At 63.5% G+C, this 13,692-nt stretch carries 9 protein-coding genes; all 9 read right to left on the bottom strand.

Translation table 11 applies throughout. From position 1 onward, the window contains the following. Positions 1–295: 295 nt before the first annotated feature. Positions 296–712, bottom strand: a complete 417-nt coding sequence (locus tag LFT47_RS21525) for a hypothetical protein (protein ID WP_442863396.1) — start codon at positions 710–712, stop codon at positions 296–298. Between the two features lie 130 nt (positions 713–842). Further along, entirely contained in the window at positions 843–2,402 is a 1,560-nt protein-coding gene (metG, locus tag LFT47_RS13695) for a methionine--tRNA ligase (RefSeq protein WP_236811598.1), read from the bottom strand. A 77-nt stretch (positions 2,403–2,479) separates the two neighbouring features. Beyond that, complete coding sequence (locus LFT47_RS13700) at positions 2,480–3,235, bottom strand: ABC transporter ATP-binding protein (protein WP_078108578.1); 756 nt, start codon at positions 3,233–3,235, stop codon at positions 2,480–2,482. After that, positions 3,232–6,036, bottom strand: a complete 2,805-nt coding sequence (locus LFT47_RS13705; RefSeq protein WP_236811600.1) for an ABC transporter permease — start codon at positions 6,034–6,036, stop codon at positions 3,232–3,234. Before LFT47_RS13705 ends, LFT47_RS13700 begins: the two co-directional genes overlap by 4 nt. 210 nt (positions 6,037–6,246) lie before the next feature. After that, on the bottom strand, positions 6,247–7,842 hold the full coding sequence (gene serA, locus LFT47_RS13710) for a phosphoglycerate dehydrogenase (RefSeq protein ID WP_236811602.1): 1,596 nt from the start codon (positions 7,840–7,842) through the stop codon (positions 6,247–6,249). 184 nt (positions 7,843–8,026) lie between these two features. Then, the gene (gene ilvC, locus LFT47_RS13715) at positions 8,027–9,052 is read right to left on the bottom strand and encodes a ketol-acid reductoisomerase (protein WP_078108575.1); all 1,026 of its coding nucleotides are present in this window, start codon (positions 9,050–9,052) and stop codon (positions 8,027–8,029) included. A gap of 81 nt (positions 9,053–9,133) precedes the next feature. After that, on the bottom strand, positions 9,134–9,646 hold the full coding sequence (gene ilvN / locus LFT47_RS13720; RefSeq protein WP_236811607.1) for an acetolactate synthase small subunit: 513 nt from the start codon (positions 9,644–9,646) through the stop codon (positions 9,134–9,136). Between the two features lie 2 nt (positions 9,647–9,648). Beyond that, the gene (locus LFT47_RS13725; RefSeq protein ID WP_236811608.1) at positions 9,649–11,550 is read right to left on the bottom strand and encodes an acetolactate synthase large subunit; all 1,902 of its coding nucleotides are present in this window, start codon (positions 11,548–11,550) and stop codon (positions 9,649–9,651) included. Between the two features lie 409 nt (positions 11,551–11,959). Beyond that, positions 11,960–13,681: a dihydroxy-acid dehydratase gene (gene ilvD, locus LFT47_RS13730; RefSeq protein WP_236811614.1), complete on the bottom strand. Its 1,722-nt coding sequence runs from the start codon at positions 13,679–13,681 to the stop codon at positions 11,960–11,962. Between the last annotated feature and the right edge of the window lie 11 nt (positions 13,682–13,692).

A 13,692-nucleotide genomic window follows, 5' to 3' on the forward strand; every position in this document is an offset into this window, starting at 1 on the left:
GTACATGAGACCTCACCAAGCGAGATGAATCTTGACAGTTACTCCCCAGAAAGTGTCATCAGTTCGCTTGCTTTCAGGCTAGGTTTCCGTCGACTGATTAACGCGAGTGGCGGGTACGCGTTTACCGGCAGGAAACAGCGCGCCTTGTCCCGGCCACTACCTGCGCCCGGCGGATCACCACTCGCCGGCGCACTGGCACCACTTGGAATTCCAGCGACCTGCCGCATCCGCCGCAGGGCCTCGCCCTCCGCGGTGAAATCTTCGGCGACATCCTGCAGTAGCACGTGGCACCGCGTCACGTCAGGCACCTTTTTGGCGCCCACACTGCTCCGAACCCCGGAATCCCGGGCTCGCAGTCCGTTGGGGCCGCCAAAAGCCTGCTCGGCGTGACGCGGCACGGAGGTGTCGAGAGGTTCGGACTCGGTGATGAGCCCCGAGCCCGGCGACTCGATGACGTGCTACCCGTCCGAATTTCGATGAGTCTGCCAAGACATACGAAACGGCGGAGTTTGAATGATGACTTTCCGGGCCGCTGCTTCTCGGAGCCGGCCCCGGCCACGTGGACCACCACGTCCGGATGGTTCGAAAGTTCGATGGCTACACGCAGCGAATTGGTCGCCACCGTGCCACGAAAATCACCGGCGATTGCCCTCGCCACGCTCAGCGCGGTTGTTCCGACATCCAGGACTACGAACTGCCCCGGCTCCAGCAACGAGGCAGGACATCGACCGGTGATGCGACCAGGAATAGGAACACCCCCTCACCCGGTGGGGTGAAGGGGTGTCACGCGCAGCGAAAGTGAGCGGGCGTCCGCCCAAAAGCCAGCGTAAGTGAGCGGGCGTCTAGGACTCGGCCGGCTCCTCATAACGCGGGAAGACCGGGGCCGGGGCCGGGAGTTCCGTGCCGGGGACGATCGGCGTCGCGATGGCCGCGAACTGGCGGGCCTCCCCTTCCGGCTGTCCCAGGACCTCAAGCAGCTTGGCCGCCGACGTCGGCATCACCGGCTGGGCGAGGATCGCCACGATGCGGACAACCTCCAGGGTGACGTACAGGACGGTGTTCATGCGCTCGACGTCGGTCTTGCGCAGCACCCACGGGGCCTGCTCGGCGAAGTACGCGTTGGTGTCACCCAGCACCGCCCAGATTGCCTCGAGGGCACGGCTGAATTCCTGTTTCTCGAAAGCGGCACGGGCCACGTCCAACAGTCCGCCGGCCTGGGCCAGCAGCGCGGTGTCCTCGGCCGAGAAATCGCCCGGAACCGGAACCTTGCCTTCGCAGTTCTTCGCCACCATGGACAGCGAACGCTGTGCCAGGTTGCCGAAGTTGTTGGCGAGGTCCGCGTTCATGCGGCCCACGATCGCCTCGTGGTTGTAGCTGCCGTCGGCACCGAAAGGCACTTCGCGGAGGAAGAAGAAGCGCACCTGGTCCAGGCCGTACTGCTCCACGAAGTCCTTGGGGGCCACCACGTTGCCGAGGGACTTGGACATCTTGACGCCATTGTTGGTCAGGAAGCCATGGATCATGACGCGCTTCGGTAGTTCCAGGCCTGCGCTCATCAGGAAGGCGGGCCAGAAGATCGCATGGAACCGTGAGATGTCCTTGCCAATGACGTGGACGTCCGCGGGCCAGAACTTGCGGAATGTGTCCGATTCGGCGTCCGGGTAACCGACCCCCGTCAGATAATTGGTCAGGGCATCGACCCACACGTACATGACGTGTTTGTCGTTCCCCGGCACCGGGACGCCCCAGTCGAAAGTCGTGCGGCTGATGGACAAGTCCTGAAGGCCCTGCTTGACGAAGCTGATGACCTCGTTGAAGCGGTACTGGGGAGCGCCGAATTCCGGTTGCCCCTCGTACAACGCCAGCAACCTGTCCTGGTAGGCGGACAAGCGGAAGAAGTAGCTCTCCTCCGCGGTCCACGTCACCTCGGTGTCGGTACCGCGCGAGTAGCGGACGCCGTCGTCCTTCAGTACGGTTTCGTCCTCAGTGTAGTAAGCCTCGTCGCGGACCGAATACCAGCCCTCGTACTTGGACAGGTAAATGTCCCCTTTGGCTTCCATCTTCTTCCAGATGGCCTGGGATGCGGCGTAGTGGTCGGCGTCCGTGGTGCGGATGAACCGGTCGTAGGAGATGCCCAAGGCAGCATGGGCGGCCTTGTAGATTTCGGCATTCCGGTCCACGAGTTCCTTGGGCGAGATGCCTTCCTTCTCCGCCGCCTGGGCAATCTTCATGCCGTGCTCGTCCGTACCGGTCAGGAACATCACGTCGTAGCCATCGAGGCGCTTGAACCGGGCCATCGCGTCGGTGGCGATGTACTCGTAGGCATGCCCGATATGCGGCTCGCCGTTCGGGTATGTAATGGCGGTGGTGATGTAGAACGGGGGTTTATCTGGAGACGTCACTCTACGAAGTTACCTTCTCTTGGAGATGGAAAGACCGGACCGGCCGCATGTGACGGCCGGTCCGGAAGCATCGGCTACTAGTTCAATTCAGTCAGCGTATCGCTGAGCCTGACAAGCTCGTGGTCGTGCGACGCCACCAGCACGGCAATGCCGTCGCTGGTGGTGTCCTTCAGGATGCTGATGATGCGGTTTGCCGAAGTGCGGTCCAGGCTGGCCGTTGGCTCGTCCACCACCAGGACACGGGTGCCGAGGATCAGTGCCCGGGCGATCGCGACACGCTGGCGCTCACCGCCGGACAGCTGCGCCGGACGGTGGCGCATACGCCGGCCCAGCCCCACCAGGTCCAGCAGGTCCTTCGCCATTTCGGTGCGCTGCTCCACTTCGCCGTCGGGAACGGCCGGCAACAACACATTCTCCAAAGCGCTCATGCCGTCGATCAAAGCGCCACCCTGGTCCACGTACCCGATCAGGGCGCGGCGGCGGTCGGCGATTTCGTCATCGCCCATCTTCTCCAGGGAATCGCCCTCCCAGAGGACACGGCCCGACGTCGGAAGCGTGAGTCCCGCTCCCACCGTCAGGATGCTGGTCTTGCCTGAGCCGCTTCGCCCGGCGACGCAGTGCATCTCACCGGCGTGCAGGGTCAGGTTGAAGTCCTCGACTACGGTGACCGGCTCCGCGCCGCCCTTGTCACCGCCGTAGCGGATGGTGATGTTGCTCAACTGCAGGGGCATGCCGTGGTCCGCGGCCCGCACGATGGTGTTGGCGCGGGTCTGGAACGACTCGTCGGTGGATTCCGTGGTCGCGGTCAGATCGGGTTCGAGGTTGTCAGTCATTTGACCACTTTCGTTGCAATGGGAATCCAGCAAATTACGGCCACCACTCCGGCCAAAGCGGCCCAAAGTGCGGCATAAGGAGCGAGCAGCAGGCCCAGGCCCAGCGCTCCCACGACGCCCAGGATCAGGGCCAAGGCTCCGACCAGGGCATTTTCGAAGAACCGGACCTGCCCCAGCATGTCGGGGTTCCAGCCCATGGCCCGGAGAGTGCCGAGCTGTTCGCGCCTGGCCTGGAGTTCGAAGCGACCGGTGACCAGGGTCAGTACGAGGCCCACGAGCACTCCGCTGACTGCCAGGATGACGCTCGGCAACGCGATGGTGGCGGAGGCGAGCCCGCTGAGGGCGCTGGCTCCGGCTGCGCGCGGGATGTCAATGAGCAAGGCGATCAGGGCACCGACGGCCGCTCCGAAGACGCCCACGGCTACGGCCAGCGCCACTGAACTGAAACGGTGGGTGACCAGTTGGCGGTACGCGAACGTGAGCGGCGAATCCACCGGGATCAGGCGTTCATCGTGTTGGGGTTCCTGGTCAACGACGTCCCGGTGCCGCAATTGCTGGGCCGCGATGAAGGCCGCAGCGCAGTAAATGAACAGCACCGAACCGGAAACAATGACCGTCGCCAGGTTCCAGCTCAGGAGGCTCAGCGCAATACCTGCCACGGCAACAATCGCGGCACCGATGCCGAACTCCTCAAGGACCCAACTGCGGATCTTCCTTTGGGTCCAGCCCATGGCGCGGAGGATCCCCGCCTCGCTGCGTCGCTGGCGGATATAGCTGACGGTGGAAGCGCCGGTCAGGAGAGTGGCCCCGCACAACGCAAGGAAGAGCAGGGTGATGTTGGTGCCCGTCAGGGAACCGGAAACGGCGTTTGCGGCATCCTGGCGGACCCACGACTGCTGGACGGTGCCCAGCGCGGATTCCTTGCCGGCGTCGTCCTTGGAGTATCCCGGGACGAAGATGTTGGCGTCTTCACGCGCGGAGCCGGCCACCACTGTGGCTTGTAGACCCATGTCGCGGATCTGGGCTGCGAGCTTGTCGACCTCCGGTTGGGCCTGCTTCCAGTTGCCCGGTGCGCTGGCGCGGACCCGGACGGCATCGATCACGTTGGCGTTGGAATCGTAACCGCGGGCTGCGGCAAGGCCGTAGTAGTCGGTAATGGCACCGGCGGACTGGCTGACGAGGCCAGTGTCGCTCAGCGAGGGCTTGAGGCCCTTGGCGGCGGTGTCATTGCCCGAAGCGTCCTTTTGGAGCGTCATCGGGGCCGGGTCGTAGCCACCCAAGGGCAGCTTGTTGACGTCGCCGGCCGCCTTCTGGATCGAGGCAGGATCAAACGTCCCGTAGACCATCGGCAGCGGGGTAGCGGGCTTAGATCCCGTTGCCAGGTTCTCCCGGTACGAGCGTTCGTCGACAGGCTTGCGCTGGCTCTGGTCCACGATCGCGCCGAAGGCCGACTTCTCGGGCAGCTTGTTGACAGTAACCCAGTCCCCCGGTGTGGCGGATTTGGCGACAGCTCCATTCGCAGAGGTTTCGCCGTCCTTGTACTTGGGTGCGGCTGCGAAGTCCGTGCTCCACTGGGCCGGCTGGTAAAGGCCTTGGCTGAAGTTGCCCATGTTTCCGAGCAACTGGCTGTGGTCGGTGGACCCGGGCCATGACAGGGCGAACGGCGACTTTGACACGAACGGCAGGTAGTCCTTGTCCAAGGAACGCGAGACAGTGCCGACGTCATTGACGACCTTGCCCGAATCATCGATTTCCTGGATTTTGACCGAGTACTTCAGATCCAGGGAGGTTCCCTGCCGGACGATCAAAGGAATGGCCTGCGAGGCATCCGTGATCTGGCCGGACAGTTTTGCCTGCTGGTACTGGGTCATGAGGGGCGCCCAGTATTTGAGCTTGACGCCCATGAAATCCGGGCCCTGTTCGAGTTCCTGCTGCGTGGGGCTCTTGGCGAAGAGCTGTTCGAAGTAGCGGCCGATGGCACCCGCGTTGCGGGTGTCGGCCGGCGGTGCCTTTTGCAGCGGTGCGAGGAAGTCTCCGGCCGAGCCCAGGAGGGCGCGTTCAGCTGTCGGATCGACGGCGACGACAGACTCGGTGACCTGTGGAGCCATGGGCAGCGCCACAGAAAGGTTGAAGAGGTTGTGTTCCGAGCCACCGGCAGGAGCAGGGAACTTGATGCCGGTCTCCCCCGCAGGGCCGGCGATGCGGATGCTCTTGCCTCCGGCAGTCTGCTGCTCCACGACCTGCCCCTTGCCGAGCGTGCCTTCAGCACTGGTCTGGAAGAGGGTTTGCTGGGACACTCCGTCGGAGCTCACGGCAGTGGCGGTGAGCCGGTACTTCTTGGGCTGCGCGGGGAGGACGGACTCCGGCGCGGGCCAGCTCTTGGAGTCCGTTCCGGTCGGATCTCCCGCGGTGGCTCCGCCAGCCAGCCCTGCGTTGTAGCCAAGGTAATCCATGGCATCAAGCCGCGGAGTTTCCAGGTTCTGCGTCACACGGGACACGAGGCTGATGGGCGCCGCGACCGACGCACCGCTCAGGCCGCGGATCTTCTCGAGTTGCGGGAAGCTGATACCGCCCTGGCCGTTCGCGATGTCCGGCTGGAGGAGTGCCCCGCCGTCCTTGGTATTCGCGGACTTGGCCTGGACCAGGATGTCGTACAGGCCGCGTGAGTTCTCATCCACTGTCCGGTTCAGCGCGGCCTGCGACTGGCTCTGGATGAATACGGACAAACACATGGCGACGATCAAAATGGCCGCGGTCAAAAGAAGCACACGGCTTCTGATGAACCTCTGGACGGCGTTCATAGGGCTCCCTGAGTCCTGGATTGCGGGTGTGCACACTGCTGTCCCTGGAACCATGCCGAGGCAAGAGGAATCCACCGGGTGCGTGCAAAAGTTATTGGCCGGCCTGCCGCCGGTTCCGAATTTCGGACCAAGCCATTGTAGGCAGACCGGCCAATGATATGTGTCCGATGTGAAGTGCGGCACACTTTTCTAGCTCAAACGGTGAGGATGCTAGTCCTCCAGATCCACCTCGCGAACCATGTCGGCGCCGATGCCGGCCTTGATTGCTTCGAGGACCTGCTGCGGCACCGAAGTGTCGATCGTCAGCAGCGCCAAGACCTGGCCGCCTTCGCTTTGGCGTGCCACCTGCATGCCACCGATATTGATGTTGTTCATGCCCAGGATGTGGCCGATGGTGCCGATGACACCGGGACGGTCCGCGTAGGAAACAACCACCAAGTGTTCGCTGATCGGGATTTCGACGTCGTAGCCGTTGACGCCCACGAGCTTCTGGACCTGCTTGGGTCCGGTGAGCGTGCCGGCCACGGAAATCTGTGAGCCGTCACTGAGTGCCCCGCGGATGGTCAGGACGTTGCGGTAGTCCTCGGCTTCCGGCGTCGTGATCAGGCGGGTGTTGATGCCGCGCTGCTCGGCGATGACGGGCGCGTTGACGTAGGACACTTGCTCGGTCACGACGTCGGCGAACACGCCCTTGAGTGCCGCCAGTTCGAGGACCTTCACGTCCAGGCTCGCGATTTCGCCCGCGACCTCGACGTCGATCTGCGTCAGGGATGCGTGGGTCAGGGCCGTGAAGATCCGGCCGAGCTTTTCGATCAGCGGGATTCCGGGGCGGACGTCGGAAGCGATCACTCCACCGGCAACGTTGACCGCATCCGGCACGAGTTCACCGGCGAGGGCGAGGCGCACGGACTTCGCCACGGAGACGCCGGCCTTTTCCTGGGCTTCGTCCGTGGAGGCACCCAAGTGGGGCGTCACGATGACGTTGTCCATGCCGAAGAAGGGAAGGTCGGTGCTCGGCTCCTTGACGAAAACGTCAATGCCGGCGCCGGCGATCTGGCCGTCTTCCAAAGCCTCGTGGAGGGCCTCTTCGTCGATCAGGCCACCACGGGCGACATTGACAACGTAGGCCGTTTCCTTCATCTTCTTGAAGGCGTCGGCGCCCAGCATGCCCACGGTTTCCGGGGTTTTGGGCATGTGGATAGTGATGAAGTCCGACTTCTCGAGCAGCTCGTCCAGGGTGACGAGCTTGACGCCGAGCTGGGCCGCGCGTGCCGAGGTGATGTAGGGGTCATAGGCGAGGATCTCGGTCTCGAAGCCTTGCAGCCGGGCAGCCACGAGCGCTCCGATGCGTCCGAGGCCGATGATGCCGATCTTCTTCTCGAAGAGTTCGATGCCGGTGTACTTGGAGCGCTTCCACTCGCCGCCCTTCAAGGCGGAGCTGGCCTGCGGGATGTGGCGGGCGAGGCTGAGGATGTGGCCGACCGTCAGCTCGGCAGCGGACACAATGTTCGACGTCGGGGCGTTGACCACCATGACGCCGGCCTGGGTGGCGGCCTTGATGTCCACGTTGTCGAGGCCGACACCGGCACGCGCGATGATCTTGAGGTTCTTGGCTGCGGCAATTGCCTCGGCGTCCACCTGGGTGGCTGAACGCACGAGGATGGCGTCGACGTCGACGATTGCGGAGAGCAGCTGGGAGCGGTCCGCGCCGTCGGTTTGGCGGATCTCGAAGTCCGGACCAAGGGCCTCGATCGTGGCGGGCGAAAGTTCCTCAGCGAGGAGTACTACTGGCTTGGTGCTAGTCACCGGTGACCTCTTTAGCTCTCTTTTTCAGGTGGGGTTTTGGTGAAACGATTCTTTGACGACGAAGGCCGGACCCGGTATACCGGGTCCGGCCTCCATGCCGGGCGGCTTCTTTTCGAGCCTATCCCGAACGGCGTTCTGTGTTGAATTGCTACGGCTCCTGCCGCGGCTTCAACGGGTGCCTTGACTAGCGGGCTGCGGAGCCTTCGACGTAGTCCTCGTCCTGCTGCTGCCAGGAGAACAGGGAACGCAGCTCGCGGCCGACACCCTCGATGGGGTGCTGCTCTGCCTTGGCCCGCAGTTCCTTGAACTCGACGGCGCCGTTGTCCTGGTCATCGATGAAACGCTTGGCGAAGGCACCGGACTGGATGTCGGCGAGGACGCCGGCCATGTTTTCCTTGACCCGGGGGTCGATGACGCGCGGGCCGGAGACGTAGTCGCCGTACTCTGCGGTGTCGGAAACGCTCCAGCGCTGCTTGGCGATGCCGCCCTCCCACATGAGGTCAACGATGAGCTTGAGCTCGTGAAGAACCTCGAAGTAGGCGATCTGCGGCTGGTAGCCGGCTTCGGTCAGGGTCTCGAAGCCGTACTGGATCAGCTGGGAGACGCCGCCGCACAGGACAGCCTGCTCGCCGAAGAGGTCGGTTTCGGTCTCTTCGGTGAAGGTGGTCTTGATGACGCCGGCGCGGGTGCCCCCGATTGCCTTCGCGTAGGACTTGGCCAGTTCCCAAGCCGAACCGGATGCGTCCTGCTCGACGGCGATGATGTCCGGAATACCGCGGCCGGCTTCGAATTCGCGGCGCACGGTGTGTCCGGGAGCTTTCGGAGCGATCAGGATGACGTCGACGCCCTCGGGCGCCTCGATGTAGCCGAAGCGGATGTTGAAGCCGTGGGCGAAGGCAAGGGCCTTGCCGGCGGTCAGCTTGTCCTTGATGGAGTCGTTGTAGATCGCACGCTGGTGCTGGTCCGGCGCCAGGATCATGATGACGTCGGCCCATTCGGCGGCGTCGGCAACGTTCTTGACCGTGAACCCCGCGTCCTCGGCCTTGGCGATCGACTTCGAGCCTTCCTTGAGCGCGATGACAACCTCGACGCCCGAGTCGCGCAGGTTCAGCGCGTGGGCGTGGCCCTGGGAACCATAGCCGACAATGGCAACCTTGCGACCCTGGATGATCGACAGGTCTGCGTCGTCGTCGTAGAACATTTCAGTCACTTGCGTAACTCCTCTTGAGTGGTTTTGTAGATATTGTCTGTGGTTCGGTATCGGGCTGCTACGCAGTACCTAGGACAGTGCCTAGGCGCTGCGCAACGCCCTGTCACTCATGGAGCGGGATCCCCGCCCAACGGCCAAGGTGCCGGACTGCACTATTTCGCGGATGCCGAACGGCTCGAGCACTGAAAGCAGCGCCGCGAGCTTTTCCGGGGTACCGGTTGCCTCAATGACCACCGAGTCTGTGGAAACGTCAACCACTGAGGCACGGAACAAGTCTGCAGCTTGGGTGACCTGCAGGCGTGTCGCGGCATCCGCACGTACCTTGACCAGGATGTGGTCACGCTGCACGGAAGATTCTGGAGTCAGCTCGACAATCTTGATCACGTTGATCAGTTTGTTGAGCTGCTTGGTGACCTGCTCGATGAGGTCGCCATCGGCGTCGACGACGACGGTCATCCGGGAAATCCCGGAGACCTCGGTGGGGCCGACGGCCAGGGAGTTGATGTTGAAGGCCCGCCGGGCGAAGAGGCTGGCCACGCGGGTCAGCACGCCGGGCTTGTCTTCGACCAGAACGGACAATGTGTGGCGGCTCATGGCTAGTCCTCCTCTTCCCATTCCGGGGTCATGTTGCGGGCAACCTGGATCTGGTCATTCGAGACTCCGGAGGGGACCATCGGCCACACCATGGAGTTCGGGCTGACCACGAAGTCGATGACCACGGGACGGTCATTGATTTCCAGGGCCTTCTGGATGGTCGCGTCGATATCCTCGTCCCGCTCGCAGCGGAAGGCTGCGCAGCCGTAGGCGTCTGCCAGCTTGACGAAGTCCGGGATACGGACGGTGTCGTGGCCGGTGTTCAGGTCGGTGTTGGAGTAGCGGCCTTCATAGAAGAGGGTCTGCCACTGGCGCACCATGCCCAGCGAGGAGTTGTTGATGATGGCAACCTTGATGGGGATCTTGTTGATGGCGCAGGTGGCCAGTTCCTGGTTGGTCATCTGGAAGCAGCCGTCGCCGTCGATCGCCCAGACCACGCGGTCGGGTTCGCCGACCTTGGCGCCCATGGCTGCCGGCACGGCATAGCCCATGGTGCCGGCACCGCCGGAGTTCAGCCAGGCGTGGGGTCGCTCGTACTTGATGAACTGTGCGGCCCACATCTGGTGCTGGCCAACGCCTGCAACGTAGATGCCTTCCGGGCCCGTGAGCGCACCAATGCGTTCGATGACCCGTTGGGGGGCACTGAGTCCGTCGTCCGGCTCGGTCCAACCCAGAGGGTAGGTATCACGGAGGTTGTTGAGGAACGCCCACCAACCGTCGAGGTCCGGGGTGCCGGATTGCTCGAAAGCGTTGCGGACAGCCTCGCTCAGTTCCGGAATGATCTCCTTGACAGAGCCCACGATCGGAACGTCGGCCGTGCGGTTCTTGGAGATCTCCGCAGGGTCAATGTCCGCGTGGATGATCTTTGCGTGCGGAGCGAAGGTGCTGAGGACACCCGTCACCCGGTCATCGAAGCGCGCACCAAGGGTGATCAACAAATCAGACTGCTGCAGCGCGGTAACCGCGGAAACCGTGCCGTGCATGCCGGGCATGCCGACGTGCTGGGGGTGGGAATCCGGGAACGCGCCACGGGCCATGAGTGTGGTCACCACCGGAGCGCCGGTGAGTTCGGCGAGCTCACGCAGTTCGGCCGACGCGTGGGCCTTGACCACACCGCCGCCGACATACAGGACGGGCTTGCTTGCCGCCGCGATCAGCCGGGCAGCCTCGCGCACCTGCTTGTTGTGACCGCGGACCACCGGACGATAGCCCGGCAAATCGATCTTGGGCGGCCAGGAGAAGGTCATGGTGCCCTGCTGGGCGTTCTTGGCGATGTCCACCAATACGGGACCGGGACGCCCGGTGCTCGCAAGGTAGAAAGCCTCGGCCATGACATGCGGAATGTCGTTGGGATCCGTCACCAGGAAGGAATGCTTGGTGATCGGCATGGTGATGCCGACGATGTCTGCTTCCTGGAAGGCATCAGTGCCAATGACAGAAGCCGATACCTGGCCGGTAATCGCAACGAGGGGCACGGAGTCCATATGGGCATCCATGATGGCGGTAACGAGGTTGGTGGCACCGGGGCCCGAGGTGGCGATGCAGACGCCAACCCGTCCGGTAACCATGGCGTAGCCTTGCGCTGCGTGGCCGGCTCCCTGTTCGTGACGGACCAGGACGTGATTCATCTTGGAGGCCATCAAAGGGTCATAGGTGGGGAGGATCGCGCCACCGGGCAAACCAAAAATATCGTCCACGCCGAGTTCTTCGAGCGAGCGGACAATAGCTTCCGAGCCGGTCATCACCGTTGGGGGTACAACGTTGTTCGGCCCGAGTACAGGAGAGAGAGTTGCAGCATTGTCGACGACGGCGTCAGCCGTACGGTCGACCTTTTCCGGAGCCTTGGGGGCTCCAGCGGACTTTGCAGCCATCAGCGAGGGGCTGATCGGCGATCCTTTGCTCATCGGACTCTTCCTTTGGGGATCTTCAATTAGTGAAAGTTACTGCTTGGGTACTGCGTTCATGCGGGTTCTTGCTCAATGCGCCGTCCCCTGCGGGAAATAAAAAAACCCCTCAGCCTTGCGGCTCTTCGAGGGGTTGCGCGTGACGGTTCGTTACCAGTCGGGCTAGGAGGCCACGCGCTTGGTAAGTACGACAGTGCCCACGGTGGCGCCGACAGTAACGAATGCGATCATGCGTTCAGTGTTCCCTCTTAGTGAGATGGGTGTCAAACGATAAAGATGCCATCTCACTATGTGGACCGCATTGTCCACAGGCTGGTCATTCCCCGGCCACCCAACTGACTAGCAGTTGTTGTCGTTATGAGGCGTCAAAACGACAACAACTGCGAGTCAGTTGGGCCGGAACCCGGAACTAGCCGCAATAGGCGCCGGTGGAGGCGCTGTGCACCAGCTTGGCGTACTTCGCGAGGACGCCCTTGGTGAACTTGGCCGGGAGGGGCTCCCAGCCGACCTTGCGGGACTCGAGTTCGGCTTCGTCCACCAGGAGGTCGAACGAACGGGCGGCGATGTCCACGCGGATCTTGTCGCCGTCCTTGACGAAGGCGATGGGTCCGCCGTCGACGGCTTCAGGCGCAACGTGCCCGATGCAGAGACCCGTGGTTCCGCCCGAGAAGCGGCCGTCGGTCAGCAGGAGAACGTCCTTGCCGAGGCCCGCGCCCTTGATGGCGCCGGTGATGGCGAGCATCTCACGCATGCCCGGGCCACCCTTGGGTCCTTCGTAACGGATCACGACGACGTCCCCGGCCTTGATCTCGCCCTTGTCCAAAGCGTCGAGAGCGCCCTGCTCGCGCTCGAACACGCGGGCGGTTCCTTCGAAGACATCGGCATCGAAGCCGGCGCTCTTCACGACGGCACCTTCCGGCGCCATCGAACCGTGCAGGATGGTGATGCCGCCGGTCTTGTGGATCGGGTTGTCCAGCGCGCGCAGGATCTTTCCGTCGAGGTCCGGCGGGTTGATGGAGGCCAGGTTCTCGGCAAGGGTCTTGCCCGTGACCGTCAGGCAGTCGCCGTGCAGCAGGCCGGCGTCGAGCAGCGCCTTCATGATGACCGGCACGCCGCCGATCTTGTCGACGTCGGTCATGACGTAGCGGCCGAAGGGCTTGAGGTCGCCCAGGTGCGGAATCTTGTCGCCGATGCGGTTGAAGTCGTCCAGGGTCAGCTCGACCTCGGCTTCCCGGGCGATCGCGAGCAGGTGCAGGACGGCGTTGGTGGAACCGCCGAACGCCATGGTGACGGCGATGGCGTTCTCGAACGCCTTCTTGGTCATGATGTCCCGCGCGGTGATGCCGAGGCGCAGCAGGTTGACCACTGCCTCGCCGGACTTGCGGGCAAAGTCATCACGACGGCGGTCTGCCGAGGGCGGGGCAGCCGAGCCCGGAAGGGACATGCCGAGGGCTTCGCCGATGCACGCCATGGTGTTGGCCGTGTACATACCGCCACAGGCGCCTTCACCGGGACAGATCGCGCGTTCGATGCGGTCCAGGTCGCCCCTGCTCATCTTACCGGCAGCGCATGCGCCAACGGCTTCGAAGGCGTCAATGAGGGTGACTTCCTTCTCCGAGCCGTCCTCGAGCTTGACCCAGCCCGGCATGATGGAGCCGGCGTAAAGGAAGACGCTGGCGAGGTCCAGGCGGGCGGCTGCCATGAGCATGCCCGGGAGGGACTTGTCGCAACCGGCCAGCAACACGGAGCCGTCGATGCGCTCGGCCTGCATGACCGTTTCAACGGAGTCGGCAATGACTTCACGCGAGACAAGGGAGAAGTGCATGCCCTCGTGGCCCATGGAAATACCGTCCGAAACGGAAATGGTGCCGAACTGCATGGGGAAGCCACCGCCGGAGTGAACGCCCTCCTTGGCACCCTGGGCAAGTCGGTTCAGCGAAAGGTTGCAGGGGGTAATTTCGTTCCACGAGCTCGCGACGCCGATTTGGGGCTTGGCGAAGTCGTCATCGCCCATGCCTACGGCCCGGAACATGCCTCGCGCGGGGGCGGCATGGATGCCGTCCGTTACGACCCGGCTGCGTGGCTTGATGTCCGGCTGGTTGTCTGTCGCAATTGGGGTGTGGTCACTCATGGGCACGAGTC

Origin of the sequence: Arthrobacter sp. FW306-2-2C-D06B, from assembly GCF_021789175.1 — a bacterium.
Taxonomy (GTDB): domain Bacteria; phylum Actinomycetota; class Actinomycetes; order Actinomycetales; family Micrococcaceae; genus Arthrobacter.

Bases quoted from the DNA above. Each gene is read 5' to 3' on its own strand.
- LFT47_RS13700 (WP_078108578.1), bottom strand. From the start codon at position 3,235: ATGACTGACAACCTCGAACCCGATCTGACCGCGACCACGGAATCCACC.
- LFT47_RS13705 (WP_236811600.1), bottom strand. From the start codon at position 6,036: ATGAACGCCGTCCAGAGGTTCATCAGAAGCCGTGTGCTTCTTTTGACC.
- ilvN (WP_236811607.1), bottom strand. From the start codon at position 9,646: ATGAGCCGCCACACATTGTCCGTTCTGGTCGAAGACAAGCCCGGCGTG.
- LFT47_RS13725 (WP_236811608.1), bottom strand. From the start codon at position 11,550: ATGAGCAAAGGATCGCCGATCAGCCCCTCGCTGATGGCTGCAAAGTCC.
- ilvD (WP_236811614.1), bottom strand. From the start codon at position 13,681: ATGAGTGACCACACCCCAATTGCGACAGACAACCAGCCGGACATCAAG.